This is a genomic window from Ectopseudomonas composti (assembly GCF_900115475.1).
GTDB lineage: Bacteria > Pseudomonadota > Gammaproteobacteria > Pseudomonadales > Pseudomonadaceae > Aquipseudomonas > Aquipseudomonas composti.
This window is the reverse complement of sequence record NZ_FOWP01000012.1, coordinates 88,649-115,314: the sequence shown is the minus strand read 5'-3', so window position 1 is coordinate 115,314 and position 26,666 is coordinate 88,649. Positions and strand designations below refer to the sequence as shown.

Below are 26,666 nucleotides of genomic sequence, written 5' to 3'. Positions count from 1 at the left end.
AAGACCTTCGGCCTCGGTTGACTCACCTCTTCACGTACGAGACACACCATGCATAGAGAATACAGCACACGAATCGTCGTTACCGGCCTGGGCATCGTCAGTCCTTTGGGCTGTGGTAGCAAGACGGTATGGACGCGCCTGCTGGCCGGACACTCGGGCATCCGTATGTTGCCGGATGAGCTGAGCGAAGGTACCGGCAGCGCGGTTGGCGGGCAGGTGCTCGGCATTACCGGCGATCCCCAGGCTGGATTCGATCCCGAGCGGTATATCCCCGCCAAGGAGCGTAAGAAGATGGATCGCTTCATCGAGTTCGCGCTAGTTGCCGCAGAGGAAGCCCTGGCACAGGCCGGTTGGCGGCCGACGGACGAAGCGCAGCGCCAGCGCACCGCGACCATTATTGCGTCAGGGGTCGGCGGCTTCGGCGCCGTTGCCGAGGCGGTTCGCACCACGGATGAACGGGGCCCGCGACGCCTTTCGCCCTTCACCGCGCCTTCGTTCCTAGCCAACATGGCGGCAGGGCAGGTGTCCATCCGCCACGGTTTCAGAGGGCCGCTCGGGGCGCCGGTGACCGCCTGCGCGGCCGGTGCGCAAGCCATTGGCGATGCCGCCCGGCTGATTCGCAGTGGTGAGGCAGACATCGCCCTGTGCGGCGGCACCGAAGCCGCCATCCATCGGGTCACGCTTGGCAGCTTCGCCGCTGCGCGTGCGCTGTCCAGTGGATTCAACGACCGCCCTCATGAAGCGTCGCGTCCGTTCGACCGTGATCGAGACGGTTTCGTCATGGCCGAGGGCGCAGGCCTGTTGGTGATCGAATCGCTGGAGCATGCGTTGGCGCGCGGCGCTCAGCCGCTGGCGGAGCTGGTCGGCTACGGCACCAGCGCCGATGCCTATCACCTCACCGCCGGCCCGGAGAATGGCGATGGTGCACGCCGTGCCATGCAGCAGGCGTTGCGCCAGGCCGGGATCGAGGCGAGCGAGGTGCAGCATATCAACGCCCATGCGACCTCCACGCCGGTGGGTGACCGGGGCGAGCTGGCCGCCATCCACGCGGTATTCGGCAGTGGATCGGGTGTGGCGATCACCTCGACCAAGTCCAGTACGGGGCACCTGCTCGGCGCTGCAGGCGGAGTCGAAGCGATCTTCACTGTGCTGGCTCTGCGTGATCAGGTCGTTCCGCCCACCTTGAATCTCATCAACCCCGATGAGGCCGCTGAGGGTCTCGACCTGGTCGCTCAGCATTCCCGAGACATGCCACTGCACTACGCACTGTCGAATGGCTTTGGTTTCGGAGGCGTCAATGCCAGCCTGCTGTTCCGGCGCTGGAGGGCCTAGCATGAGCTGGCCCGTGCAGAAGGACAGGCGCCGACGCGAGATGCTGTGGGCAGCGAGCGATGTGTTCACGGCATTGGACTTCAACCAAGCAAACATGCAGGCCATCGCCGATTCCGCGGGCGTGACCAAGGCCACCCTCTATGCGCACTTCGGTGACAAGGAACAACTCTACCGAGCTGTGCTCGACTACTGGCTGGAGGAACTGCCGGAGCCGAAGCTGCCGTGCCAGGCGAGGGGTGGGCTGCGCGCTTGTCTGGAACGGGTCGCACGTGAACTGTTGCAACAGAGTGAACAGCCAGCTTCGCATGCACTTACCCACATAGTACTGCGCTCTAACCGGATACCTCAGAAGCGTTGGCGGCAGCGCTACCTGCCCTATCAGAACTACCTGAAGAAGGCTCTTTCCCAGTCGGCCCGATGCCCAGACCATGAGCAGGCTGCCACCCAGTTTCTCTTGCTGGCGGTTGGCAGCATTGATTGCAGCAACCTGATGGCAGTGAGTGGCCCTCGTCTGGCTGCGGCGGTAGAACTGTTCGTCCAAGCCTATGTATGAGCCTGTCAGTCAGCGCTGACTCAAGTCCTAGTATTTGGGATGGCCAGGTAGTGGTGTGCCCGGGCAGTTTGGCGAATAATCGTCGCCCCGTCGTATCCAGCCAGCAGAGATCGTCATGAGCGCCACGCTACCGCCCCTCGTCTTGTCCATTCAGTCGCATGTCGCCTGGGGCCATGTCGGCAATGCTGCTGCGGTTTTCCCATTGCAGCGGCTGGGCTTCGAGGTACTGCCGATCCACACCGTGCAGTTTTCCAATCACACCGGCTACGGGCAGTTTCGCGGCCAGGTGTTCGGCGCCGAGCATGTGCGCGAGGTGCTGCTCGGGCTGCGTGAGCGGGGTGTGCTGCCGCGGCTGTCGGCGGTACTTTCCGGTTATCTGGGCGATGCCGACAGCGGGCGGGTGATCCTCGAGGCGGTGGGCGAGATTCGTCAGCACAACCCGAACGTGCGTTACCTGTGCGACCCGGTGATGGGCGACGTGGGACGAGGCGTGTTCGTCAATCCGGCGATTCCGGACTTTTTGCGTGACCAGGCTATTCCCTTCGCCAATATCATCACGCCCAACCAGTTCGAGTTCGAACTGCTCACTGGGGCGAAGCTAGGCAGCCTGCAGGAGGCGGTGAAGATCGCACGGCAACTGCGCGGCCGTGGGCCGGACGTGGTGGTGATTACCAGCCTGGCGACGCCGGATATCACCGAGAGCGAGTTGGGCACCTTGGCAGTGAATGGCGAGGGCGCCTGGCTGGTAACCACGCCACGCCTGGCCCTGCATCCCTTACCCAACGGCATGGGCGATGTGTTCTCGGCCACGCTGCTGGGCCGCTTGCTGGCCGGCCAGGCGCTGCCGCAGGCACTGGAACTGGCTACCGCGACGCTCTATGCGCTGGTCGAGCAGACTGCCGAGGGCGCTCGTGACCTGCCGCTGGTGGCGGCGCAGGAGCAGATCGTGGCGCCAGGCAAGTGCTTCGTGGCGAAAGCATTGGCCTGAACCGGCGTTCGTCGGAATCGAGGTGATTTCAAGGTGATATCACTTTATTCTGCTCCACCTTCGGTCGCTCCTCGCTCTCGTGACCGTTTCTACGGATGGATTTTGACCTTCACCGCAGCAGGCCATCCTTACCGTAGACCGTCGTCATGTCGATTCACCGATCTCTTGCCTGGATCGTGGCCACTGCGTTGTGCGCCACTACCAATCTGTCGTCTGCCGAGCAGATCAGCGGGCAGCTACAGATCAGCCTGACCATTCTCAAACGATGCGAGGTTGCTGCGCGAAGCGATGCGGCTGGCGTGTACCTGTCTGCACATGACTGCGAGCATGCGGCCTATCGCCTGCAGGACGTGAACGGGCGCGCCTTGCCGTTGGCGTTTGCAGGGACGACCTCGGTGACAGTGCAGTCCGTCGAAGATGTCGGCTCGACGCTGGTGATCTACTGGTAAGGCTTCAGTAGCTGATGATCAGCAGCACATCGTCGGTATAGACACCCACCGGTGCGTTGGCTTGCCCAGGGTCGAGAATCGCTTGGTAGCTAAAGCTCTGTGAGTTGCCCGTGCCGCTGGCCGTGAGCGGCGAGGCAGCGTTCCAGATCAGGCTGCTGCCGCTGTAGTAGAGGTTGTAGCGGATGTACTGACTGCCATTTCGCAGGCGTCGCCAGGGCGCCTGGTAGTTTTGCCCATTGTCGAAACTCAGCGTGTAGCCCTCTGTATTGGTGCAGGTGACGGAGAAGGTACGTTGCTGCGCGCTGAACTGGCTGATCAAGGCGTTGGCGCCGAAGTCGACGTTGGGCAAGGTATCGATGCGGCAGGCCTTGCTGACCACCAGGGTGATGGTCAGGGTGGCAAGTGAGCCCGTCCCCCAGTTGGTGGGCGCACCGCAGATCACCACGCAGTTCTGCGTCAAGCCTGGGCTGCGGTTCCAGGCGCAGATATTGAGTGCGCCGACGGTGCAGATGGCCCAGTCCCAGCGCAGGGTGACGGTGGCGGTGTAGGTGCCGGCTGGCACGTTGGGGCCGGGATTGGTACGGAAATACAGGCCGATGGCGGTGGAGCTACCCCCAAGGGCCAGCAGGTTGATTGCACCGAGCTGTTGCGGTTGGCCGGCTGTCAGCGCCTGGTTGTAGCCGGCGTCCTGAAAAACCTGAAAAGGAATCTGATTGCCCTGGCCGTCCTGCAAGGCCAGGGGGCCGGCGTTTTGCAGGGTGACCCGGACGTATGCCCCCGCCAGAACTTGAAGCAACCCAGGACAGGCCAGGCCTGCGCCGGCTGCAGCTTGTTGCTGGGTGGTGCGCAGACTCAGAGAGTTGGTAGTGCCCAGATTGACTGCGCCTCCCGCATAGGTGCTGCAGGCGTGCGCTGGGATGCTTGCCAGCGCGCTGCAGAGCAGAAGCGTACAGGTCAGCAGCCAGCGGATCATGGCTGGCCGTCCCGTTGCAGGCAGGAGAGGGGGCCGACCACGGCCATTTCCACGGCGCTGTCGTCCAGTGAGAAGCGGCTGGTGCAACGGCTGCCATCGGTCAGGTGCACTTCCAACTGGTTGTCCTTCGCCAGCCCTTCGAAATACAGCTGGCCGTCCCAGCCGATATAGGTGCGTTGGCCGCTGGGACGGTGCAGCACCTGGGTACCGCGTGGCAGTGGCTGTCCCTGGCTGTCGACCAGCTGGATACTGGCTGACAGGCTCATCACCATCGGGAAGGCAAGCAATGCGCCGCTGCCCTGGTGTACGGCGATGCGCTTCTGGGTTTCCGACAATTGCAGGTTGCTCGGTAGATCCAGCAGGTCGACTTCGTACTGGCCGGGGTAGTAAGACGGCACCCAGGGGACTAGCAGGTAGCCTGCCGAGTCGGTGCGACCCAGCAGTTGATGTTCGTAGCGCACCGGTACATCTGAATAACCCTCAGTGCTGACCAGCACGAAGGCGTCGTCGATCCGGTTGCTGGCGAATACCTGGCCCTGCATGGCCACCAGCGAGCCGCTGACACCGCCCCATTGAGTGGTGGTGCCGTCGTTCTGGTAGACGCCTGCCTGCACCTGGGCATGCTGGGTGCGCCAGGTCAGGTCGGCCTGGCGGTATTCGCTGTCGCCGCTGGCATAGCCGAGGTTCCAGCCCAGGCCGCCGTCGCTGGGTGGGTTGCGGCTGAAGTTGGCGCGTACGCGCTGGTTGCCGTTGCTGTCTCGCTCCACACCCGTGGAAAGGGTGGAGTGCAGGTCGAAGGGGATGACCAACTGGGCCTGAATGGCGTGCGAGCCGTCATCCAGTTGGCGGTTGAGGGAGAGAAAGAAGCTGGCATTGCCCCACAGGCTGCGCGACCAGGACAGGTTGAGCAGACGTGTGCGCCGCCCGCTGTGCTCTTCGTTGGCGAAATAGCCGACGCCGAATGAGCCGAGCCCCTCCGGGCTGAAACTGAAGGTCAGTTGGTCGAGGATCTTGCTCAGCGGTCCACCGGCCAGGTCGTTGTCCAGGGCATGCGCGACGCTGAGGTCGGCGTAGCCCGAGGTGCGTTGGATGCGCTGCGCGGTGATGCCGAAGCGACGCGCGTAGTAGCTGTAGCCGAGGCTGTACTGCTGGCCATTACCGATGCCGCTGCTCTGACTCACCGAGCTGGTCAGGGTGCCCATGAGACCCAGGCCTACGGTCGCGCCGACACCGGCCTGCCTGAGACCGGCACCTGCTTCGGCATGGCTTTCCAGGGTTAGGCTGTCGCTCAGGCCGTAGCGCAGGCTGCCGCTGCTCACCAGGCTGCCGTAGGCAAAGTCGTCCACACCATAGTTGCGGCGCAATTTTCCCAGCGACAGGGAAAAGTCTGAAAGCCCCTGACGCAGCAGGGTATCGGTGACATAGAACGGCACGGTGGTGGAGACCTGGCGCCCCAGCACATCCGTGGTCACCAGCGTCGCCGTGCCGGCGCCGCTGATGTAAGGCACGGTGTTGAGGGTGAAGGGGCCTGGGCGCAGATCCTGCTGGCCGATGCGTGCGTTGTCGATGAACAGGTCCAGAGTGCTGGGCACTGTGGCATCGCCATCGAAACGGGGTAAGGGGTAGGTGATCAGGTCCGGACGCAGCGAGAAGTTGCGCGAAATCTGCAGGCCTCCCACGCGCACCGCGCTGTTCCAGGTCAGTGCGCCGGTGATCAGGTCGCCGCCACTGAAACTGAGCATGCGTTGCTGGTCATTGAAGCGCCAGGTGCTGTCGTAGCGGGTGTAGCCGTCGCGATAGCCCGGTCCGGAAAAGCTGTAGCGATGGACGCCGGTGTTGGAAATCATGCCGAAACCGTCGAACACCCGCTGTTCCAGCCAGGTATTGGCGTAGTGGCCGGCGTTCTCGGTGTGGTTGTAGTAAAGGTCATAATTGAACAGCACACCGAATGCGCTCTGTGCTTGCATCGGTTCGCTCAGGCTATTGGGGCCGAAACGCTGATGCGGTAGCCATTCGCTGGGTAGGGTGAGCAGCAGGCGCTGGCTATCCTGCTGATACTCACTGCGCAGGGCATCGATCCGATCCAGAGCGATCCAGGGCGTCTTCTCCGAGGGCAGGTGTACACCCGCGGTGAGCAGATCGTCGCGTTGGACGAACAGCCTGCCCTGATGCTCTCTCACTTCCACCACCTTGCCGCTGGAAAGTTCATTGACGATCAACTCCAGGTAAAGCAACTGGGCCTCGGCGAACTGCTGCGCATCATCGCCATGGGCTGAACGGCCTGACAGCAGCGCGGCCAGGAGCAGCAACGCCAGCGACCTACTCAGCGGCCAGCGTCTGCGTTTGTCGGCTTTCGTTGATGCGCGCCTGCACCCGGGCGCTGCGCACACCTGCTGGCAATGGCCAGCGCATCTGCGCGCCGGGCAGCACATAACCGAGAAGCCCTTCGGCCAGTGGCTGCTTGCCGCTGTCGCGCAAGAGATCGACCTGGGACAGCCGGGCCGGAGCGGGGCCGAGGTTGCGCAGGTTGAGGAAGACGCCATCGCTGCCTTCGACGACGCGGTAGCGTAAATCGGGAGCCAGTGGCTGGCCCTGGCCTGGCGCTTCTCGCGCGCCATCATCCAGATAGGCTCCAGGCCCGACCACGAACAAAGGCACCGAGTAGCGCATCTGAAACTGCACGCCCAGTTGAGACGGGCGCGGTTGCGGTGGCAGTACCTCGTCGACCAGTACACGGTAGGTGCGCAGCGTGCCAGCGCTCGGCGGTTCTAGATTGACCAGCCTGACTAGTTGCCGCTTGCCCGGCTGCAGCGTTGCCATGGGCGGGCTGCCCACCACTTGCTTCTGTGGCGTCAGGCGATCTTCGAAGCCCTCCTGTTCCCAGGCCAGCACGCGAACCTGCAAATCCACCGGCTCCTGCCCACGGTTTTCCAACCACAGCGCGGCGGATTTCTGTCGATCCGCTTCGATCAGCGGATTGATTGGCCAGATCAGGATGGAACTGGCGGCCTGCGCGGCCAGGCTGGCCAGCGCTGTGGCCAGGCTCAGACAGCAGGCGAAGAGGGTATGCATCCTCATGGCTCAATAACTCACGGTCACGGTGATGGTGTCGGTGTAGATGCCGGCTGACGGCAGCGGGCTGACACTGAACAGGCGGGCGTAGACCGTGTAGGTCTGGGTGGCGCCGCCAACGGGAAAATTGATGCTCATGCGCGTGCCACCGTTGCTGCCATCGCCCCAGACGATGCTGCGCGCGGTGTCTTGGTAAAGCTGATAGCGCAGGCGCTCTGCACCACGCGCGAGATAGCGCCCACCGCCAACGCTGCTGGCATTGAGGCCGGCATTGAAGGAAATCGTGACGGCGGTACCGGGGGAGCATTGCAGCACGATGGAGCCATTGCCCGGTGTGCTGGCGGTGTCCAGGTTGCTCGGCAGGGTGCTGATCTGGCCGAACGAAATACTGCCGAACGAGGTGGTGTCGCTGCCGCCGGCGCCGAGCAGACACCCCGGTACGATTTCCGCGCGTATCTGGAAGCTCTGGCTGACGATCTGATCGTTGATGCCCGTGTCGCCCTGAGCTGGCAAGGTGTGCATGGCCAGTACGATCAGGCTGAACAGGCTGGAAACCCCGAGTGACTGGCCCCGGCACGGCATCACCAACTCACCGTGACGGTCAGCGTGTCGCTGTAGCTACCGGGCGGTGGGGCGCTCTGCGCCGGCACACGGGCGTAGATCGGTAGCCATTGATCCTGGCCGTTGCCGACTGCGCTGACCCCCGTGCTGTTGTCCCAGACGGTGGCGTAGTCCGCGCCGGTGTAAAGGTTGTAGGTGAGTACGGCCGAGCTGGGGCCGACCATCTGCCGGTTGTTGGTGCTACCGCTGTGGCCCGCGTTGATCAGCACGCGGTAGGGAATGCTCTGCTGACAATTGACGCGTAGGGCGCCGGCTCCTGGCTGGCCGACGCGAGTGATCAGGTTGTCGATTCTGAGGTGGGTACCGAAATCCAGCGTACCGAAGCTGACGCCTGAACCGCTGGTGCTACCTGCCTGGCAGGCCGGCAACACCTCGACGTTCAGGCCGATGGTGGCGGTCTTGTCGACCGCCGGCAAAGCTGCCGGAGTCAGCAGGAATAGAAGGGCGATCAGGCGTGGCATGACGATTCTTCCCTGGCGAGTTCGAGATCCTCTTGGTGGTGCGGGCGGTGATTACCAGGCGATGGTGACCTGTACGGTATCGGTGTAGGTGCCAGGGCTGGGGGTGGTTTGCGCTGGCACTCGGCCGTAGACGATCACTTCTTCATTGGTGCCAGTGCCGGTGCCTGACAGAACCGTGCCCGTGGCACCACCATCGCCCCAGGCTTGGCTACGGCCGCTGTCCTGGTAAAGGTTGTAAGCGACGTAGGCACCTGAGTTGATCATTCTGCGTTGTCCGCCGGTAGCGTTTTGCCCGGAGTTGAGTGCGATGCTGTAGGCCGTGCCGAGGCTGCATTGCAAACCGAATGAGCTACCGCCGGCACTGCCGAAGGAGCGGCCGTCGATCAGGTTGGCGAGGTCGTTGTAGTTACCGAAGGACAGTGAACCGAAGGTGTTGCTACTACCGCTGGCGGTGCCATTGGTCACCGTACAACCGGTACCAATGGTGATCTGGACGTTCAGCTGACCCTGCAACTGGCCTGCCGAGAAGGCAGGTGCGGCAAAGAGAGAAAGGGCTAGAGCGGCGGTTCTCATGACAGGCTTCATCAGTCGAATCCCTTCGAAATGGGTATGTTTGGACCATAGTCCAGCCATTTCGGATGCTCAAAAAAAGCTCAGCTGCCGCTTCGCTTGAATGAGAATTGAACTTGATAAATAAGTAACTGAATGGTCAGGAAAAAATGATCGCGTAAGAAATGACTGAAAACCGGGTGAGGTTATTTCTTACATGATTTTAAGAAAATTCCTTTCCTGCTGGCCCCGCGTGGTGTCTTGCCAAGCAGCATCAAAGTTGGCTTAGTCCGGCAACTACCGGTGTTCTGCTGATCGGGGCACTTAACCGCGTGCAAAGCAAGCCGCAAAGGTTCTCGGCTCGGCGCCGGTCCATTGCGAAATCGGCGTGCTGTACTCCGCACTCAGCCGTTCAGCGAGCGTCGCGGGTTTTATCGAATGCTTGCAGAGCGCTGGCGTAGCCCGCTAGAGAGCTGCTGCCTGCATTTTCATCTTTGCTTTGAAACTCCTAGCGGCTTTGCCTGCTTTTTTCATGCGCAGGCATGCTGCAGACTGGCGCCCATTTCGCGTCATCCATCAATCAGGAGAGTGTTCATGAGCCCCGTTTCTTTCGCGCGTCAGCGTTACACCACCAAGGCTTACGATGCCAGCCGCCAGGTGGATCAGGCGATCATCGACGAGCTGCTGGAGTTGCTGCGTCTGTCGCCGTCTTCGGTCAATTCGCAGCCCTGGCACTTCGTCGTGGCGAGTACTGCCGAGGGCAAGGCGCGCCTGACCAAGGGTGCTCAGGGCGGCTTCGCCTACAACCAGCCGAAGATCCTCAATGCTTCGCATGTGATCCTGATCTGCGCGCGTCACGACCTCAACGATGCCTATCTGGCCGATGTGCTGCAGCAGGAAGCCGATGATGGCCGTTTCCGCGATGATGCGGCACGCGCCACTCAGCACAACACCCGCAGCAGTTACGTTGAACTGCACCGTGGCTTGGGCGACATCCCGAACTGGGCGGAAAAACAGGCTTATCTGGCGCTGGGTACCTTGCTCCTGGGGGCTGCGGCCAAAGGTGTGGACGCCACGCCGATGGAGGGCATCGACCGCGAGGCGCTGGATGAGGAACTGGGGCTGGCCGCTCAGGGGCTGAGCAGCATGGTCGCGGTGGCGCTGGGGTATCACAGCGACAGCGATTTCAATGCCGCGCTGCCGAAGTCGCGCCTGCCAGCCGAGCGCGTCTTCACTCACCTCTAAGAACCTGTTCACGATCTCGCGAGCTAGAGCGATACAACACCGATGGCGGCCCCGCAAAAACAAGCGAGGAACGGTCGGAGTCGCGGGCGACTGTACTTTTGTACATGAGCATTCCGACCGGGCTGGCGATCCAGCTTGTTTTTAACGCAGTAGCGCCGACGCGCAGCAGATCGTGAACAGGTTCTAAGCCTTTCGGTCGCGCCCTCGTCTGCAGGGGCGCGGCCGCTGCTCATTCCGGTAGTTTGGCGATCACCTTGATCTCGAAGTCGAAGCCGGACAGCCAGGTCACGCCGATAGCGGTCACCGTCGGGTAGGGTGCTTCGCCCCAGTAATCGCCTACCACTTCCCAGATGGTTTCGAACTGCGTGTGCGGGTCGACCATGAATACGGTGGTGTCGACCACGTCATCGAAGCTGCAGCCCGCCGCCGCGAGGATCGCATTGAGGTTAGCGAAGGCCAGGCGTACTTGCTCCTTCAAATCGGGTTCGGGCGAGCCATCCTTGCGACTGCCGACTTGACCGGACACGAAGAGAAAACCGTTGGAACGAATCGCCGGTGAATAGCGATGAAGTTCATACAGGTCATGGCGCTCTGCTGGGAAAACCACATCACGTTTGCTGCTCATGGTTGCCTCCATCTGGGCCGCTAAGGCCCGCTGTTAACGATGGAGCCACTTTAAAAACACTGCTGGGCTGGATAAACGCGCAACTCTGGTCATGACTGTTTGTAGAATCCAAACAATCATGAGCTGAGAGAGACGCGAAATGGATCGTTTCGATGCGATGCTGGCCTTCGCCCGGGTGGTGGAAACCGGCAGTTTCACCAAGGCGGCTGCCACCCTGCACATGAGCAAGACCAGTGTGACTCAACTCGTGCAGCAACTGGAGGCGCGGCTGCGGGTGCGCCTGCTCAACCGCACTACGCGCAAGGTTAACGTCACCGCCGATGGTGCGGCCTACTACGAGCGTGTGGTGCGTCTGCTGGCCGATGTCGACGACGCCGAGACCAGTTTGTCCAGTGCGGCGCTGGCGCCACGGGGTCGTTTGCGAGTGGATGTGTCCAGCCCGTTCGCGCGTATGCTGCTGATCCCGGCCTTGCCGGGGTTCTATGCGCGTTATCCGGAAATCCAGCTGACTCTGGGCGTGAGCGACCGAATCATCGACATCATCGGCGAGAACGTCGACTGCGTGGTGCGCGGCGGCGAGATCACCGATCAGTCGCTGATCGCGCGGCATGTCGGCGATCTGCAGCTCGGTATCTATGCCACGCCGGGCTACTTGCAACGCGCCGGCACGCCGACACATCCGCGTGAGCTGGAGGCCGCTGGTCATCATACGGTGGGCTTTCTCTGGTCGCGCACTGGCAAGGCCTTGCCCTATGCCATGTGGCGCGACGAGGAGCGAATCGAAGCCCAGGGCCGTCCGCTGTTGATCGTAGACGATGGTAATGCCTACCTGGCCGCAGGGTTGGCAGGTTTGGGGATGCTCTGGTTACCGCACTACATGGCCAAACCACACCTGGCCAGCGGCGAGCTGGTGCGCCTGTTCGAGGACTGGCAGATGAAACCGATGCCGATGTACCTGGCCTTTCCACCGAACCGACACGTCAGCGCCAAGCTGCGGGTGTTCATCGATTGGGTGGTGGAGTTGATGGCTGAGCATGCGCCGGTGTTGGGGCCGCTCACGCCGCGTGGTTGATCACCGCTGATCTCGCATGCTTGCCTGCGCATCCTGCTGCAGCTTCAGCCAGAGGCTCGGCCAATCGCGCGCCCAGCAGCAGGCGTGGTCATGCTCGGGCAGCAGGTAGACGCGCGAGGGCGTGTCAGGCGGGTAAGCGTCATTGAAGGCGCTGGCCAGGACGGCAGGCACGATGCGGTCGCGACCACCGACCAGATGCTGCTGGCGCTTGCCGGCCAATGCCAACCGTTGGTCTGCTGGATTCAGCGAACGCTTCAGCGGTTGCAGGCGGTGATGCGTCGTCCAGGCCTGTGGATCGAGATTCCCGGCCACGGTGACGACACGCGCCACATCGTCACGTCGAGCCGCCAAAAGCAGGGCGAGGGCACCGCCCCCGGAGTAGCCCACCAGGATCAGTTGCTGCGCACCGACGCGCGTCTTCAACTGATCTGCGGCCTGATCGAGGCTGCTCACCACCTCTGGTGCGAAGCGCGCGTCCGTCCAGTAGTCCCGTGAGCAGGCCGGCTGAGTCGCGATGAACTGGCAGGGCCGGGCAAGGTAGGCCGCCGCGCCACTCGGTTGGGCCAGTGCCAGTTGCAAGGCGACAGGCGTCAGGGGCGTGGGGTCGGCTGAGGGGCGGGTCGAGGTTAGCCAGGCGAACCCGTCGCCTTCCAGATAGATCACCAGGGTGTCGTCAGCCGCCGCCTTTGGCAGGTAGGCACGCAGTTGAAACGGCTTCGCCTCGAGGGTTTGTGCCGCCCAGTCGCGCTTCGCTGCCAGCCTGTCGGCGCTATGCGCACGATCCTCGGGTGTTGGCCGCGTGGCGCAACCCACCAGCAGGGTGAGCAGCGCCATACCTGCCAGACGGACGGTACGAGTCATGACGCGCTCGTCAGAACATCCAGCGCAGTTGCACTGACGCGGTCTGGCTGAGGAAACCCTCGCGATGCAGGGCGTCGTAACGGCCGGTGATCTCGGTGCCATTGACGGTGGTGTAGATCAACTCGGCACCGGCGCGCTGCGACCAGGGCGACTGATTGCTGCCTTCGGTGACGAAGGCAGCATCCGGCGCGCCTGCATAGGCGGCGATGATCGAGGCGTCGCGGTTGTAGAAGTCATAACCGGCGCCGAGGTTGGCGGTGGCGGTCAACTGGTCGGTGAGGTCATGGCTGAGCAGCCCGTCCAGGCCGAGCACCAGTGCGTCGGTGCTGCGCGACTTCACCTGCAGGTTGAGGCCGCCGGCGCCTTTCTCGCGATAGGCGTCGTCTTCGACCCAGGTGTAGTCGAGGCGCAGCGCTGGTTTGAAGGTGGTGCGTTCGCTGAGCTGGAAGCGGCGGTCCACGCCGATGCCGGCATGGGCTGTCTTGCTGTCGTAGCTGGACTCGGCACTGAGGCCGAGCATATCGATCTGGCGCTTGCCGTCGCTGCGCAGTTTGCCGGCATCGAGCTGGAACAACAGATCGCTGCTGGCGTCCAGCGCATGGCGACCGTAGAAGACGAGCTGATAGGTGTCGATGTCCGCACTCTGCTTCGGCCCGGCGGAGTTGCTCGAGACGTCGGTCTTGGCATAGGCGAGCGCCAGGCCCATGTCGGTATCTGGCCAGACGTTGGCATCGGCACCGATCACGAAACCATGGGTATCGGCGCTGTAGCCGACCACGCCGTTGCGATTGCCCTGGCGCGAGCGGGTGGCGAAAGGCTTCATCCAAAGATGGCGATCACCGATGAACGCATCACCGGACGACAGGCCGCGTGTTGCGTCGACACGCGACTGGATCACCGAATTGACGCTGCCCAGGGTGTTGTTGGCCAAGTTGATCGAATTGCCGGTCAGCAGCGGCAGGGTCTGTTGTACTTTGCCGGTGACTTCGGCGGCGTTGTCACTGCCGGCGATCTCCTGCAAGGCCTGGTTCAGTTCAGTGGAATTGGTGCCATTGGCCAGCAGGTCGTCCCACACGGCGGCGGCCCCCAATGCGCCGGGCGACTGCGGGGAAACGGCGCCGCTGATGCTATCCATTCCGGTATCGCGCACCACCAGATCCATGCCGTTGGCACGGAATAGCGTGGAGAAGGCATAGCGCAGGGAGTTGTCGGTTACGCGTAGGCCGTTGTCGGTAATGCCGCCGTTTGCGGTGATCACGTCGGTTAGATCGCCGCCCGTGTAGCTGGATTTGACGTCGACCTTGAGGGTGCCGCCCAGGTTCGCCGCGCCGCCGACCGCCAGGGTGCTGTAACTGGCCACGCTGGCCGCTGCGATGTTCAACGAACCGCTGGCGCTCTGGGTGAAGTTGCCGCCGACGCTGCTGCTCACCACCGATCCGCCTGTGGCGTAATTGCTCAAGCTAGCGCCCTGTTTCAACACCAGGTTGCCGCTGTTGAGAAAATTGGCCAGTGAACCCAATTGCAGGCTGCCAACCGCCAGAGAGCCGTTGCGATTGTCGACATCCACGGCCGTGCCGTCGCTAACCAGGAAGGCGGTGCTGGCACTGGCGATGGTGCCGCTGTTGACAATGTCACCGCTGCTGGCCGAGTTGACCTGAATACCCACGCTGCTGGCGTTCAGGGTTCCGCTGTTGGTGATGTTTACCGCGCCGCTGTTGGATTCGGCGAGCAGGCCGGTAAGGGCGTTGATACGCCCGGCGTTGAGCATGCTGATCGTGCCCTGGGCGCTGGCGCCCGCCATGCCTGCGTCCCACGCGGCGTTGATGACGCCGCTGGCGGTGTTGGTGGTGGTCACGTTGCCGATGCCATCGGTATAGGCGCTGATGCCATGAAAATCCGGGCTGACCTGGCTGAGGTTGAGGTTGCGGTTGGCGGTGATGCTGCCGCTGTTGGTGACCGTCACGTTGCCGCCAGTACCGGCCGCCACAACCGCATCGTAATGGTCGGCAACCACGGTGCCGCTGTTGCTGATCTGGGCGCCGCCATTGGCGGACCAGGCGATCAGACCCTGGCGAGTGGTCGAACGGACACTGCCACGGTTATCGATCACCGCTGTGCCGTTATAGTCGATCGCACGTGCACCCGCCTGATAAGCATGAACCGAGCCCAGGTTGGTGATGCTGACGCTGACCGGCGTCAGGCTGGCCGAGCCACCGTCGGCGTACAGGCCACGCCCGCCGGCTACGGTTACGCTGCCACGGTTGGTCAGCGAGACGGCGCCATTGTTGGAGGTGGCGGTGATGCCGTCGGAACTGGCGCCGAAGCTCGATATGCTGGCGGCGCTGTCCACCACGATGGTGTTGCTGGTGCTCGCGTCGTTACTTTCCGAGCGTAACCAGACCGCGCCGAACGGGCCTGCGGAGGTGATGCTCACCCCTGAGCCGATCTGCAGATTGGCGTTCCAGCCGGGCTGGCTGGAATACATGTACACCGCCGGATAGTCGTTGCGGCTCAGCACCGTGGTGCCGTCGATGGTCAGGTTCTGAGTGAACGGGCCACTGTCGTAGGGTGAACTCAGCACGGCAACCGAATTCGCCGTGGTATCCGTCACGGTGAGCGACGAGGCACCCGTGCCCCCCACCATCTGGATATCGATGGCGCTGCATTGTGTCGTAGTGACATTGCCCGACGTGCTGCAGTTGGTTGCCGCCATTGCTGCGCCGGTGCTCAACAGGAGCGATGCCTGGGCGATCTGGAGGGAAAGACGACGGAGCGGGAAGTGGCGACGGTCGGGGCGCTGCATGATGACATCCATGAGGTGTTGTTATGGTGTTGGAGGCAAATTGCCAGCAGATGGTGAAGGAGGCCACGCCTTTTGTCATCAATGTTCGCTCCAGCCTGGTCGTCGACTCGCATCGCCGTAACGAACTTGCGCTCTATCGTTACGGAGTCTCTTGCAGCTGATTAGCCCACTTATCGGCGAAGCGATAGAGCGGCAGGAAGGTTTCCGTCAGCTCCGTCCCCAGAGGTGTGAGCGCATAGCCCTTATCGCCTGACTCGATCAGACCTGCGGCGCGTAACTCGTTGATTCGACTCTGCAGTACCGTTGGCGATATATCCCCCGATGCACTTCGCAGCGCCCTGGAGCTGAGTGCGCCATCGCGTAGTTCCCAGAGAATGCGCAGCGCCCATTTCTGCCCGAGCAGATCGAGCAGCGCCATGATCGGGCGGCGCCCGCTGAGAATCGATGAAGTCATGCTGCGCTTATCACCCCTATTTATTGCTCTTGTTTGCTACATATTCTGTAGCGATACTTTTGCTACATATTCGATAGCGGAGAATGAGCATGACCAGAATTGCAGCACTGAACAAGCCTTATACCGAGGAAATCCAGTCGTCTTTCGACAGAGTCATGGGTGCAGGTGTGCCGCCACTGCTGCTATTCACAACCCTGGCAAGCAGCAGGCGCGCATGGCAAAAGTTCACGGCGGGAGCCCTGTTGGATGGCAAGCTGCTGACGCTGCGTCAGCGCGAGCTGGTCATCGACAGATGCTGCGCATTGAGCGGGTGCGAGTACGAGTGGGGTGTGCATGTAACGACGTTCGGCAAAGCGGCTGGCTTGAGCCGGGAGGAGGTGAGAGCCACTCTGGACAGGCCCCTGCGCCCTGAAGTGTGGTCGCTTGAGGAGGCCGCACTACTGACTACCGTCGATGCGCTGCACGAGCGAGCGACTTTGAGCGATGAGGAGTTCGCTCGCCTGCGTGTGCATTTCGATGACGAGCAGGTTCTGGAGATATTTATGCTGGCAGGCTTTTATCGGACGGTCGCCTACCTTGCCAACGGGCTTGATCTGCCAATGGAGCAGGGGGCGGCGAGATTCAATGAGTACCTCCTTCGCAGCTAACGTAGTTTGGTGTCAGTCAACATTTCGTCGAGAGACTTATCCTGAGGTTCATGCATTTGCTTGACCTTTGAGAATGATCGTTCTACTTTACTGAGAACGATCATTCTCTTTGGTTCGAACCATGCTCGAAGACGCCTCAATCCAGCAGCGCTTGCTACAAGCCACCGAAAGCCTGGTCTATGCCGGTGGTATCAACGCGACCGGGATGGATGCCATCGTCAAGGCATCCGGGGTGGCGCGCAAAAGCATCTACCGCCTCTATTCGACCAAGGAAACACTGGTTGCCGCTGCGCTGCGCGCGCGTGATGAGCGCTGGATGCAGTGGTTCATCGCGGGTACTTCCGCTGGCTCGCCAAGCGAGCGGCTACTGGCAGTATTTCCCCTGCTGCGTAGCTGGTTTTCGGCAGCCGACTTTCACGGCTGCGCCTTTATCAATGCGGCGGGTGAGATCGGTGATCTTGACAGTGAAATCCGCGCCGTGGCGCTGCTGCATAAACAGCGCCTGTTGGCCTATCTGAACGAGCTGACCACGGCTGGCGGCTTTGCCGAGCCTGAGGAAATGGCCAGGCAGTTTCTTCTGCTGATCGATGGCGCTACTGCCGTCGCCATGGTTACCGGCCAGGCGGATTCTGCCGACAGCGCCGGCCGTACTGCGCAATTGCTTCTGCAATCCCTGTCGCCCAGCGATGGGCCCAACCCCCCGCAAGCCTGAGGTGTCGTCATGTCGTCAAATACTGAAGTTCGTCCGCCGCTGCCGCCGTTCACTCGCGAGAGTGCCATCGAGAAAGTCCGCCTGGCGGAGGACGGCTGGAACAGCCGTGATGCGGCCAAGGTCGCGCTGGCCTACAGCCTCGATACGCGTTGGCGCAACCGTGCCGAGTTCGCCAATGGCCGCGATCAGGCGCGGGCGTTTCTCGAGCGCAAATGGGCCAAGGAGCTGGAGTACCGCCTGATCAAGGAACTCTGGGCATTCACCGACAATCGCATCGCCGTGCGCTATGCCTACGAATGGCGTGATGACTCGGGCAACTGGTTTCGCTCCTACGGCAACGAGAACTGGGAGTTTGGTGCTGACGGGCTGATGATCAACCGCTATGCCTGCATCAACGACTTGCCGATCCTGGAGTCCGAGCGCAAGTTCCGCTGGCCTCAGGGGCGTCGCCCTGACGATCATCCAGGCCTCTCCGTACTGGGGCTCTGATCGGGCTATGTGGGCACGGGAGTTGCTGCTTTAATGCGCCAATAAACCTGCGCCCCGAGGCCCTCTGGATGAATCGCAACGACCTGCGCCGCGTCGACCTGAATCTGCTGGTGATCTTCGAAACCCTGATGTTCGAAAAGAACCTGACCCGGGCGGCCGAGAAGCTGTTTCTCGGCCAGCCGGCAGTCAGTGCGGCGCTGGCCCGGTTGCGTGACCTGTTCGACGACCCGTTGCTGGTACGCAATGGTCGTGGCTTCGAGCCGACGGCGCGGGCGCTGGCGATTCTCAAGGAGTTGCAGCCGGCGATGGACACCATCTCGGGCGCGGTCAGCCGTGCCCGTGAGTTCAACCCGGCGACCAATCGCGACACCTTCCGCATCGGCCTGTCCGATGACGCCGAGTTCGGCCTGTTCCCGGCGCTGCTCAACCAGATCCGTGAAGAGGCGCCGGAGGTGGTGATCGTGGTGCGACGGGTCAACTTCCTGCTGATGTCGTCGATGCTGGCCTCTGGGGAAATCTCCGTTGGCGTCAGTTACACCACCGAGCTGCCAGCCAACGCCAAGCGGCGCAAGTTGCGCGAAATGAAGGTCAAGGTGCTGCGTGGCGATGACCGCCCCGGCGCGCTGACGCTGGACGAATATTGCTCGCGTCCGCATGCGCTGGTGTCGTTCTCGGGCGATCTGTGCGGCAATATCGACAACGACCTGGCGCGCTTGGAACGCTCGCGCCGCGTGGTACTGGCTGTGCCGCAGTTCAGTGGCTTGCGCTCGATCATCGCCGGTACGGAAATGCTCGCCACGGTTCCCGATTTCGCCGCCGCGGCGCTGATCGAGGGCACCAGTCTGCGCGCCGATGACCCACCTTTCGAACTGGTGAACTCAGATCTGTCGATGGTCTGGAGCGGGGTGACCGACAACGACCCGGCCGAGCGCTGGCTGAGAAGCAAGATCGTCGAGTTCATGGGTGAGCCTGGCGCCTGAACACGGCTTAGTCGCGGTAGAAGACCTGGATCAGGTGATAGCCGAACTGGGTCTTCACCGGGCCGTGCACTTCGCGTAGCGCCTTCTTGAAAATCACCTGATCCACCGCGCGCACCATCTGCCCCGGGCGCACTTCGCCGAGGTCGCCGCCTTTCTTGCCGGAGGGGCAGGTGGAGTGTTTGCGGGCCAGCACGTCGAAGGCCTCGCCAGCGGCGATGCGCTTTTTCAGTGCCGCGGCCTCCGCTTCGGTCTTGACCAGGATGTGGCGGGCCATTGCCTTTGCCATTGATGGGTTCCTCAAATCTGTCAGGGCGCTATTGTGCCAGTAATCATTGCGCCAGCAGAATGGCGTCAATTTTGTCGGCTTTGCGTCGTCTGCGGCACGGACGAATCATGGCCTATGGTATTTCAATCGTGCTCACGGAAACGCCGCCATGGATCTCCACGCAATGCTGAAAATCCTGTCCACTCAGGATGGCTCCGACTTGTATCTGTCCACTGGTGCGCCGCCCTGTGCGAAGTTCAACGGCGTGCTCAAGGCGCTGAGCCAGGAACCGATGAAGGCGGGTGATGTGGCGGCCATTGCCGACGCGATCATGGACAGTGCCCAGCGCGAGGAATTCGAGCGTGAGCTGGAGATGAACCTGGCCATCTCCCTGTCGGGCGTCGGGCGCTTTCGCATCAACATCTTCAAGCAGCGCAACGAGGTGTCCATCGTCGCGCGCAACATCAAGCTGGATATCCCTCGTTTCGAAGACCTCAAGCTGCCAGAGGTGCTGCTCAGCACGGTGATGGAAAAACGCGGCCTGGTACTGTTCGTCGGCGGCACCGGCTCGGGCAAGTCGACTTCCCTGGCTGCGCTGATCGACTACCGCAACCGCAACAGCGGCGGCCATATCATCACCATCGAAGACCCGGTGGAGTACGTGCACCGGCACAAGAAATCGATCATCAACCAGCGTGAGGTCGGCGTGGACACGCGCAGCTTCCACGCGGCACTGAAGAACACCCTGCGCCAGGCGCCGGATGTGATCCTGATCGGCGAGATCCGCGACCGCGAGACCATGGAACACGCCCTGGCGTTTGCCGATACCGGGCACCTGGCGATTTCCACCCTGCACGCCAACAACGCCAACCAGGCGCTGGACCGCATCATCAACTTTTTCCCCGAGGATCGCCGCCCGCAGTTGCTCAACGACCTGGGCAACAACCTCAAGGCGTTCGTCTCCCAGCGTCTGGTCAAGACCGTCGATGGCAAGCGCCGCGCTGCGGTGGAGGTGATGCTGGGTACGCCTACGGTGCGTGACCTGATCAAGCGCAACGAATTCTCCGAGCTCAAGGAAATCATGGAGAAATCCAAGAACCTCGGCATGCAGACCTTCGATCAAGCGCTGATCGACCTGGTACACGAGTGCGCCATCGACGAGGACGAGGCGGTGAAAAATGCCGATTCGGCGAATAACGTGCGGCTGAAGCTCAAACTCCATCGCGACAACCCGGCCAACGCCAAGCCTGCACCTGCCGTTGCAGCGCCGGTGGCGGCACCCGTTGCCCCAGCGAAGGCTGCCTCTGCAGGGGATTGGGGGCTGGAGCTGAAGCTCGAGGATATCGAGGAAGAGCAGCCGCCAGAGGACCCGGGGCGGCAGGGAATCTAGGGGTCAGGTTGTAGCGGCAGGTACGTCTGGCGCAAAAGAAGGCTGACGCCGTCTTGCTCCAGCTCACTGATGGCTGTGCGCAGTTGTTCGACCAACTGCGCATCGCAATCTTTCGAGCAGCCCAGATACAGGGCAGTGCTGGCCAGCGTCGGGCTTCTGCGCAGGTTCTGTTTTCGATAGGTCGAACCCTCCCAGATATACAGCGCCTCCGGCACGCCAGTGAACCAGGCGTCGATTCTGCCGAGGCTGAGCAGATGGGCCGGGTTCTCGCCCAGCTTGAGCTGCACGATCTGTTCGTCGCTGAAACCTTCGCGTTGCAGGATGCCAACCTGCGCCGTGCCCATGCCGACGCCTATACGGCGGTAGCGTTGGCGTGCCTGCGCGAAGTTGCTGACGGGCTCATCGAGGCTGAAGAAGGCACGCTCCAACTCCATGATCGGGGCAATCCAGGTGTAGATCTGCTCGCGCTCGGGCGTCCGCGATAAAGGGATGATCAGCATGTCCTTGCCCTTGGCGACCCGTATCTGAGAGCGCGGCCAGGGCTCGGCGACGATGTGGGTGAGCTTGCCGATTCTGGCCAGTGCGGTCAGTACCACGTCCCCGACCATGCCGTGGCCGCCCTCGTAGTGATGCATGGTCAGCGGTGGAGCGTCCGGCATGTACAGCTGGATGGGCTCGTTGGCTGATGCAATTCCGGCGACCAGCAAGGCAGCGAGCAGGCAAAGGGGGTTGGGCACGACGAACATCCTGTTGTTCTGGTCGAAACAGTATAGGGGCGCCGCAGTTCGGCGTTTGCCAGGCAGTGCTCAGGTCATCGCTGTAGCTCTGCCAGGTTGCGATACAGCGCCAATGCCTGGGGGTTGGCCAGGGCATCGGTGTTCTTCACCGGGCGGTCGTGGACGACGTTATGCACGGCCAATTCGACGATCTTGCCGCTGAGGGTGCGCGGAATATCGGCGACCTGGATGACCTTCGCCGGCACGTGGCGCGGCGTGGTATTGGCACGAATCACTCGGCAGATTTCGTCGTGTAGCGCGTCGTCCAATGTGATGCCATCACGCAGACGCACGAACAGCACCACGCGCACGTCGCCTTGCCAGTCCTGGCCGATGGCGATGGACTCCAGTACCTGCGGCACCTTTTCTACCTGGCGGTAGATTTCTGCAGTGCCGATGCGCACGCCGCCGGGGTTGAGCACGGCGTCGGAGCGGCCATGAATGATCAGGCCGCCGTGAGCGGTCTCCTCTGCATAGTCACCATGGGCCCAGACGCCGGGGAAAGTGGCGAAATAGGCGGCACGAAATTTCTCGCCATCGGCGTCGTTCCAGAAGCCTGCCGGTATGGCGGGGAAATGCCGGGCGCAAACCAGCTCGCCTTTTTCTCCGGTCACCGCTTGGCCGCTGTCGTTCCATACCTGCACGTCCATCCCCAAGCCCTTGCACTGCAGTTCGCCGCGCCAGACCGGCAGGGTCGGGTTACCCAGGGCGAAGCAGGAGACTATATCGGTGCCGCCGGAGATCGATGACAGGCAGAGGTCGCGCTTCACGTCGCGGTAGACGTAGTCGAAGCCCTCGTGGGCCAGCGGCGAACCGGTGGAGAGCATCGCCTTGAGGCTGCTCAGTTTGTGGCTTTCGCGCGGTTTGACGCTAGCTTTCTCCAGCGCGGCGATGAACTTGGCGCTGGTGCCGAAGACAGAGATGTCCTCGGCGTCGATCAGATCGATCAGGCGTGTGGGTTCGGGGTGAAAGGGCGAGCCGTCGTAGAGGACCAGGGTGGCGCCCAGGGCCAGGCCTGCTACCTGCCAGTTCCACATCATCCAGCCGCAGGTGGTGTAGTAGAACAGACAGTCATCGGCTGTCAGGTCGGTGTGCAGGCCCAGCTCCTTGAGGTGTTGCAGCAGGGTGCCGCCGACGCCGTGGACGATGCACTTGGGCACGCCGGTGGTGCCGCTGGAATAGAGGATGTACAGCGGTTGGTCGAAGCGCACCGGGGTGAACTGCGGCGCGCCGCCGGGCTGGTAGAAGTCCTGCCACAGGCTGATCGCTGCGACGGATTTGCAATCCGTGGCACGAGCGTCGAGCTTGGCGTAGGGCACCAGCACCAAATGCTGCAAGGAAGGCAGCTGTTGGAGAATTTCATTGAGCTTGTCGGTCAGGTCCAGATTCTTCCCTGCATAGCGATAACCGGCGGCGGCGATCAGCACCTTGGGTTCGATCTGACCGAAGCGGTCGATCACGCCCTGGGTGCCGAAGTCCGGCGAGCAACTCGACCAGGTGGCGCCCAGGCTGGCGGTGGCGAGCATGCCCACCACGGTCTGCCAGGTGTTGGGCATGACGGCCGCCACGCGATCACCGATGCCCACGCCCGCGTGTTGCAGGGCGCGTTGCAGCCCGGCTACATGGGCAGCCAGTTGCGCATGGCTGAGCTGTTCGCGGGTGCCATCCTCGGCGATGGCCACCAGTGCCGGATGGCCGTCACGGCGGCGCAGCAGGTGTTCGGCGAAGTTCAGGGTGGCCCCGGGAAACCACTGTGCATCCGGCATTGTCGGACCTTCGCGCAGGACGCATTCGGCGGGGCTGTGCAAGCGCATGTCGAAGAAGTCGACGATGGCCTGCCAGAAGGCTTCGCGTTGCTCGACGCTCCAGGCGTGCAGGGCAGGGTAGTCGGCCAGGTGCAAACTCTGGCGCTCGTTGACGAAACGGCGGAATGCATCCATGCGGGTGCCAGCGATGCGGTCGGCGGAGGGCGTCCAGAGAGGCTGCTGCATGGCCAGTCCTCGTCGTTGCTTGTTCGTAAGCTTCAGGTTAGTACGCATGGGCAATCAGGCCTTTAACCTGAGCGACCTTCGCGGCTATCGCACCGACCTTTTCATATGTTCGGAAGCAAACGACAGGCCGATACGGTACACCTGCCTGTAGGAGCGGCTTTAGCCGCGATAATCGCGGATGAATCCGCTCCTACGCATATGCGGGCTGTTGTTCAGTGCGTAGGGTGGATCACGCTTCACCGATCCACCACGACGGTGGATGAAAAAAGCGTCATCCACCCTAGGGGACCTGGCGGTTCAGGCGTGCCCGCGCCACCCGCGAGCCGTTGGTCTTGCCCAGCACTTCGCAGATGCGTTGACCCGCGGCGATCAGCTCGTCCATGTCCACACCTGTCTCGATACCCAGGCCCTGCATCAGGTAGAGCACGTCCTCGGTGGCGACGTTGCCGGTGGCGCCCTTGGCATAGGGACAACCGCCCAGGCCGGCGACCGAGCTGTCGAACACACTGATGCCTTCGAGCAGGCTGGCATAGATGTTGGTCAGGGCCTGGCCATAGGTGTCGTGGAAATGCCCGGCGAGCCTGTCGCGCGGGATGTCGCGGCCAACTACCTCGATCAGCGCGCGCGTCTTGCCGGCGGTGCCGGTGCCGATGGTGTCGCCCAGCGACACTTCGTAGCAGCCCATGGCGTAAAGCTCGCGGGCGACGCTGGCGACCTGCTTGGGCGCGACTTCGCCATCGTAAGGGCAGCCGAGTACGCAGGAAACGTAGCCGCGTACACGCACGTTCGCCGCCTTGGCCGCTGCCATCAGTGGTACGAAGCGCTGCAGGCTGTCGGCGATGGAGCAGTTGATGTTCTTCTGTGAGAAGGCCTCGCTGGCGGCGGCGAACACCGCCACTTCCTCGACTTTGGCTTCGAGTGCGGCTTCGAGACCTTTCAGGTTTGGCGTGAGCGCTGCATAGGTGACGCCGGGCTTACGCTGGATGCCGGCGAATACCTCGGCGGAGCCGGCCGTCTGCGGCACCCATTTGGGGGACACGAAGCTGCCCACCTCCACGTAGCTCAGACCGGTGGCTGTCAGATCGTCCACCAGGCGCACCTTGTCGGCCACGCTGATCGGCTTTTTCTCGTTCTGCAGACCATCGCGCGGGCCGACTTCGACCAGGCGCACGGATTTGGGCAGGTTCATAGGCTGTCCTCGTTTTCATCGTAGGGTGCGCGGTGCGCACCACTCGCGGCAAGATGGTCGATTCGCTACGTAGGGTGGACATCGCCTTTCATGTCCGCCTTGCTGTGGGCTAATGGCCTCACGGTGGATCGATAAAGCGTGATCCACCCTTGCGCTGCTATGTAGGGTGGACATCGCCTTTCATGTCCACCTTGATGCAGGCGAATGACTTCATGGTGGATCGATGAAGCGCGATCCACCCTACGGTTCTAGCTCCACCAACACCGCACCTTCGCTGACCATTTCCCCTTCGCGGCAGTACAGCGCCTTGACCGTACCGGCTTCGGGCGCGCGGATGCTGTGCTCCATCTTCATCGCCTCCAGCACCACCAGCGCCGTGCCAGTCTCGACCGCCTGACCGGGTTCGACCAGTACGCGGACGATGCTGCCGTTCATCGGTGCACTGAGGCCACCCTGCTGGGCATGGCTGGCCTCGGCGGCGGCGATGGGGTCGAAGCGGCTGATGGCATGCAGCTCGCCGTGCCATTGCAGGTAGAGGGCATCGCCACGGCGGATGGCGCGCAGACGCTGGCGCGTGCCGTCGATTTCCGCCTGCAGCTCTTCGCCTTGCAAGCGGGCCTGGTTGCTCGCGCGCACCTTGCGGCTCTCGCCCTGGCAGTTCAGGTGCAAGTCGATTTCCGCCACGCCACCGGCACGCCAACCACTACGAACGGCCCAGGGCGAATGGCTGTCGTCCGCGCGCTGCACGAGGCTTTCGCTCTGTACCCAGGCATCGGCAGCGAGTTGCCAGAAGTTGTCCGGCAACCCACCGGGGGCCGGCAGCAACTGCTGTTGATGGCGCGGGATAAACCCCGTGTCCAGCTCGCATGCGGCGAAGGCCGGATGAGCGAGGATGCGTTGCAGGAACGCCAGGTTGGTCCTCACGCCGCCGACCAGGGTGTCGTCGAGCATGCTCAGCAGACGCAGGCGTGCCTGTTCGCGGTTCTCGCCCCAGGCGATCAGCTTGCCGAGCATTGGGTCGTAGAAGGGCGAAACACTGTCACCCTCGGCCACGCCGCTGTCGACGCGACGCCCTTCGCCGTTACCGGCTTCGCGGTACAGCGCCAGCGTGCCGGTGGCGGGGAGAAAATCGTGATCCGGGTCTTCGGCGTACAGCCGCACTTCGATGGCGTGCCCGTTCAGCGGTACTTGCTGTTGGCTGATCGGCAGCGGCTCGCCACGGGCGACGCGAATCTGCCAGGCGACCAGATCGAGCCCGGTGATGGCTTCGGTGACCGGGTGCTCGACCTGCAGGCGGGTGTTCATCTCCATGAAGAAGAAGTCGCCACGCTCATCCAGCAGAAATTCCACGGTGCCGGCACCGACATAGCCGATGGCCTGGGCGGCCTTGACCGCCGCCTCGCCCATGGCGCGACGCAGTTCGGGACTCAGGCCGGGCGCCGGCGCTTCTTCGACCACTTTCTGGTGGCGGCGCTGGATCGAGCAGTCGCGCTCGTTCAGATACAGGCAGTTGCCGTGCTGATCGGCGAACACCTGAATCTCCACATGGCGCGGCTTGAGCACGTATTTTTCCACCAGCATGCGCGAGTCGCCGAAGGCCGACTGCGCTTCGCGCTGCGCGGACTCCAGCGTTTCGGCCAGCTCGCTCTCGCGCTCGGCGACCTTCATACCCTTGCCGCCGCCACCGGCTGCCGCCTTGAGCAGTACCGGGTAACCGATGCGTGCAGCGGCCTCGCGGAAGGTGTCGATATCCTGCTTGTCGCCGTGGTAGCCGGGCACCAGCGGCACACCAGCGGCTTCCATCAGCGACTTGGCCGCCGACTTGCTGCCCATGGCGTCGATGGCCGAGGCGGGTGGGCCGAGGAAGATCAGCCCGGCCTGCTCGATGGCACGGGCGAAGCCGGCGTTCTCCGAGAGAAAACCGTAGCCGGGGTGGATGGCTTGTGCGCCGCTGGCCTTGGCCGCGGCGATGATCTTGTCGATCAGCAGGTAGCTTTCGCCGGGCTTGGCGCCGCCCAGATTCACCGCGACGTCGGCTTCGCGCACATGGCGGGCGCTGGCATCGATGGCGCTGTGCACGGCGACGGTGCGGATGCCCATGGCCTTGGCCGTGCGCATCACGCGGCAGGCGATTTCGCCGCGATTGGCGACCAGCAGGGTGTCGATCAT

Annotated in this window: 26 protein-coding genes; 11 read left to right on the top strand and 15 right to left on the bottom strand. The window is 62.7% G+C overall.

Features of this window, described 5'->3' with window-relative positions:
* Nucleotides 1–48 precede the first annotated feature (48 nt).
* The 4 genes from fabF to BM059_RS19705 all read left to right on the top strand — a co-directional run bounded on the left by fabF (nucleotide 49) and on the right by BM059_RS19705 (nucleotide 3,322).
* Nucleotides 49–1,332 (top strand): beta-ketoacyl-ACP synthase II, encoded by a 1,284-nt coding sequence (gene fabF / locus BM059_RS19720; protein WP_074941034.1) that lies wholly within the window; start codon nucleotides 49–51, stop codon nucleotides 1,330–1,332.
* Between the two features lies 1 nt (nucleotide 1,333).
* Nucleotides 1,334–1,885 carry a TetR/AcrR family transcriptional regulator gene (locus BM059_RS19715; RefSeq protein WP_074941033.1) on the top strand — a complete coding sequence of 184 codons (552 nt, stop codon included), beginning with the start codon at nucleotides 1,334–1,336 and terminating at the stop codon, nucleotides 1,883–1,885.
* A gap of 115 nt (nucleotides 1,886–2,000) precedes the next feature.
* Nucleotides 2,001–2,873, top strand: a complete 873-nt coding sequence (gene pdxY / locus BM059_RS19710; RefSeq protein WP_074941032.1) for a pyridoxal kinase PdxY — start codon at nucleotides 2,001–2,003, stop codon at nucleotides 2,871–2,873.
* 146 nt (nucleotides 2,874–3,019) lie between these two features.
* On the top strand, nucleotides 3,020–3,322 hold the full coding sequence (locus BM059_RS19705) for a hypothetical protein (RefSeq protein WP_074941031.1): 303 nt from the start codon (nucleotides 3,020–3,022) through the stop codon (nucleotides 3,320–3,322).
* A gap of 4 nt (nucleotides 3,323–3,326) precedes the next feature.
* Here the strand turns inward: BM059_RS19705 and BM059_RS19700 are convergent, their stop codons facing one another.
* From BM059_RS19700 to BM059_RS19675, 6 genes are read right to left on the bottom strand one after another with little or no spacing between them, the layout of a single operon-like run.
* Nucleotides 3,327–4,295: a Csu type fimbrial protein gene (locus tag BM059_RS19700; protein ID WP_074941030.1), complete on the bottom strand. Its 969-nt coding sequence runs from the start codon at nucleotides 4,293–4,295 to the stop codon at nucleotides 3,327–3,329.
* Complete coding sequence (locus BM059_RS19695) at nucleotides 4,292–6,604, bottom strand: fimbria/pilus outer membrane usher protein (protein WP_244154436.1); 2,313 nt, start codon at nucleotides 6,602–6,604, stop codon at nucleotides 4,292–4,294. Before BM059_RS19695 ends, BM059_RS19700 begins: the two co-directional genes overlap by 4 nt.
* Before the next feature lie 10 nt (nucleotides 6,605–6,614).
* Nucleotides 6,615–7,367 carry a fimbrial biogenesis chaperone gene (locus tag BM059_RS19690; protein WP_244154435.1) on the bottom strand — a complete coding sequence of 251 codons (753 nt, stop codon included), beginning with the start codon at nucleotides 7,365–7,367 and terminating at the stop codon, nucleotides 6,615–6,617.
* 9 nt (nucleotides 7,368–7,376) lie between these two features.
* On the bottom strand, nucleotides 7,377–7,949 hold the full coding sequence (locus tag BM059_RS19685; protein WP_074941028.1) for a Csu type fimbrial protein: 573 nt from the start codon (nucleotides 7,947–7,949) through the stop codon (nucleotides 7,377–7,379).
* Nucleotides 7,949–8,449, bottom strand: coding sequence for a Csu type fimbrial protein (locus BM059_RS19680; RefSeq protein ID WP_074941027.1), 501 nt, complete (start codon nucleotides 8,447–8,449; stop codon nucleotides 7,949–7,951). The genes BM059_RS19685 and BM059_RS19680 overlap by 1 nt, the downstream gene beginning before the upstream one ends.
* 51 nt (nucleotides 8,450–8,500) lie before the next feature.
* Nucleotides 8,501–9,034, bottom strand: coding sequence for a Csu type fimbrial protein (locus BM059_RS19675; RefSeq protein ID WP_074941026.1), 534 nt, complete (start codon nucleotides 9,032–9,034; stop codon nucleotides 8,501–8,503).
* A gap of 558 nt (nucleotides 9,035–9,592) precedes the next feature.
* On the opposite strand from BM059_RS19675, the gene nfsB reads away from it, so the two are divergent.
* Entirely contained in the window at nucleotides 9,593–10,243 is a 651-nt protein-coding gene (nfsB, locus tag BM059_RS19670) for an oxygen-insensitive NAD(P)H nitroreductase (protein ID WP_074941025.1), read from the top strand.
* Between the two features lie 229 nt (nucleotides 10,244–10,472).
* On the opposite strand, the gene BM059_RS19665 is transcribed toward nfsB, so the two are convergent.
* Nucleotides 10,473–10,868, bottom strand: a complete 396-nt coding sequence (locus BM059_RS19665; RefSeq protein WP_074941024.1) for a RidA family protein — start codon at nucleotides 10,866–10,868, stop codon at nucleotides 10,473–10,475.
* 139 nt (nucleotides 10,869–11,007) lie between these two features.
* Between BM059_RS19665 and BM059_RS19660 the strand changes: the two genes are divergently transcribed.
* A complete protein-coding gene (locus tag BM059_RS19660) occupies nucleotides 11,008–11,940 on the top strand; it encodes a LysR family transcriptional regulator (RefSeq protein WP_074941023.1) in 933 nt (310 codons plus the stop codon).
* On the opposite strand, the gene BM059_RS19655 is transcribed toward BM059_RS19660, so the two are convergent.
* The 3 genes from BM059_RS19655 to BM059_RS19645 form a co-directional block, all read right to left on the bottom strand.
* On the bottom strand, nucleotides 11,941–12,801 hold the full coding sequence (locus BM059_RS19655; RefSeq protein WP_244154434.1) for an alpha/beta fold hydrolase: 861 nt from the start codon (nucleotides 12,799–12,801) through the stop codon (nucleotides 11,941–11,943).
* Nucleotides 12,802–12,811: 10 nt separating this feature from the next.
* Nucleotides 12,812–15,604 (bottom strand): autotransporter outer membrane beta-barrel domain-containing protein, encoded by a 2,793-nt coding sequence (locus BM059_RS19650; RefSeq protein WP_074941022.1) that lies wholly within the window; start codon nucleotides 15,602–15,604, stop codon nucleotides 12,812–12,814.
* A gap of 139 nt (nucleotides 15,605–15,743) precedes the next feature.
* Nucleotides 15,744–16,058 carry a winged helix-turn-helix transcriptional regulator gene (locus BM059_RS19645; RefSeq protein WP_074941021.1) on the bottom strand — a complete coding sequence of 105 codons (315 nt, stop codon included), beginning with the start codon at nucleotides 16,056–16,058 and terminating at the stop codon, nucleotides 15,744–15,746.
* An 89-nt stretch (nucleotides 16,059–16,147) separates the two neighbouring features.
* On the opposite strand from BM059_RS19645, the gene BM059_RS19640 reads away from it, so the two are divergent.
* From BM059_RS19640 to BM059_RS19625, 4 genes are all read left to right on the top strand, one after another.
* On the top strand, nucleotides 16,148–16,705 hold the full coding sequence (locus BM059_RS19640) for a carboxymuconolactone decarboxylase family protein (RefSeq protein WP_074941020.1): 558 nt from the start codon (nucleotides 16,148–16,150) through the stop codon (nucleotides 16,703–16,705).
* 121 nt (nucleotides 16,706–16,826) lie between these two features.
* Nucleotides 16,827–17,417, top strand: a complete 591-nt coding sequence (locus tag BM059_RS19635; RefSeq protein WP_074941019.1) for a TetR/AcrR family transcriptional regulator — start codon at nucleotides 16,827–16,829, stop codon at nucleotides 17,415–17,417.
* Between the two features lie 9 nt (nucleotides 17,418–17,426).
* Nucleotides 17,427–17,906 (top strand): nuclear transport factor 2 family protein, encoded by a 480-nt coding sequence (locus tag BM059_RS19630; protein WP_074941018.1) that lies wholly within the window; start codon nucleotides 17,427–17,429, stop codon nucleotides 17,904–17,906.
* Nucleotides 17,907–17,974: 68 nt separating this feature from the next.
* Complete coding sequence (locus tag BM059_RS19625) at nucleotides 17,975–18,886, top strand: LysR family transcriptional regulator (protein WP_074941017.1); 912 nt, start codon at nucleotides 17,975–17,977, stop codon at nucleotides 18,884–18,886.
* A 7-nt stretch (nucleotides 18,887–18,893) separates the two neighbouring features.
* Here the strand turns inward: BM059_RS19625 and BM059_RS19620 are convergent, their stop codons facing one another.
* Nucleotides 18,894–19,172, bottom strand: a complete 279-nt coding sequence (locus tag BM059_RS19620) for a peptidylprolyl isomerase (RefSeq protein WP_017362973.1) — start codon at nucleotides 19,170–19,172, stop codon at nucleotides 18,894–18,896.
* Nucleotides 19,173–19,320: 148 nt separating this feature from the next.
* On the opposite strand from BM059_RS19620, the gene BM059_RS19615 reads away from it, so the two are divergent.
* Entirely contained in the window at nucleotides 19,321–20,541 is a 1,221-nt protein-coding gene (locus tag BM059_RS19615; protein ID WP_208606116.1) for a PilT/PilU family type 4a pilus ATPase, read from the top strand.
* On the opposite strand, the gene BM059_RS19610 is transcribed toward BM059_RS19615, so the two are convergent.
* The 4 genes from BM059_RS19610 to BM059_RS19595 all read right to left on the bottom strand — a co-directional run bounded on the left by BM059_RS19610 (nucleotide 20,538) and on the right by BM059_RS19595 (nucleotide 26,666).
* Nucleotides 20,538–21,287 (bottom strand): substrate-binding periplasmic protein, encoded by a 750-nt coding sequence (locus BM059_RS19610; protein ID WP_074941015.1) that lies wholly within the window; start codon nucleotides 21,285–21,287, stop codon nucleotides 20,538–20,540. The genes BM059_RS19615 and BM059_RS19610 overlap by 4 nt on opposite strands.
* A gap of 65 nt (nucleotides 21,288–21,352) precedes the next feature.
* On the bottom strand, nucleotides 21,353–23,308 hold the full coding sequence (locus BM059_RS19605; RefSeq protein WP_074941014.1) for an acetoacetate--CoA ligase: 1,956 nt from the start codon (nucleotides 23,306–23,308) through the stop codon (nucleotides 21,353–21,355).
* 280 nt (nucleotides 23,309–23,588) lie between these two features.
* Nucleotides 23,589–24,497 (bottom strand): hydroxymethylglutaryl-CoA lyase, encoded by a 909-nt coding sequence (locus BM059_RS19600; protein WP_074941013.1) that lies wholly within the window; start codon nucleotides 24,495–24,497, stop codon nucleotides 23,589–23,591.
* Between the two features lie 240 nt (nucleotides 24,498–24,737).
* Nucleotides 24,738–26,666, bottom strand: coding sequence for an acetyl/propionyl/methylcrotonyl-CoA carboxylase subunit alpha (locus tag BM059_RS19595; RefSeq protein ID WP_074941012.1), 1,929 nt, complete (start codon nucleotides 26,664–26,666; stop codon nucleotides 24,738–24,740).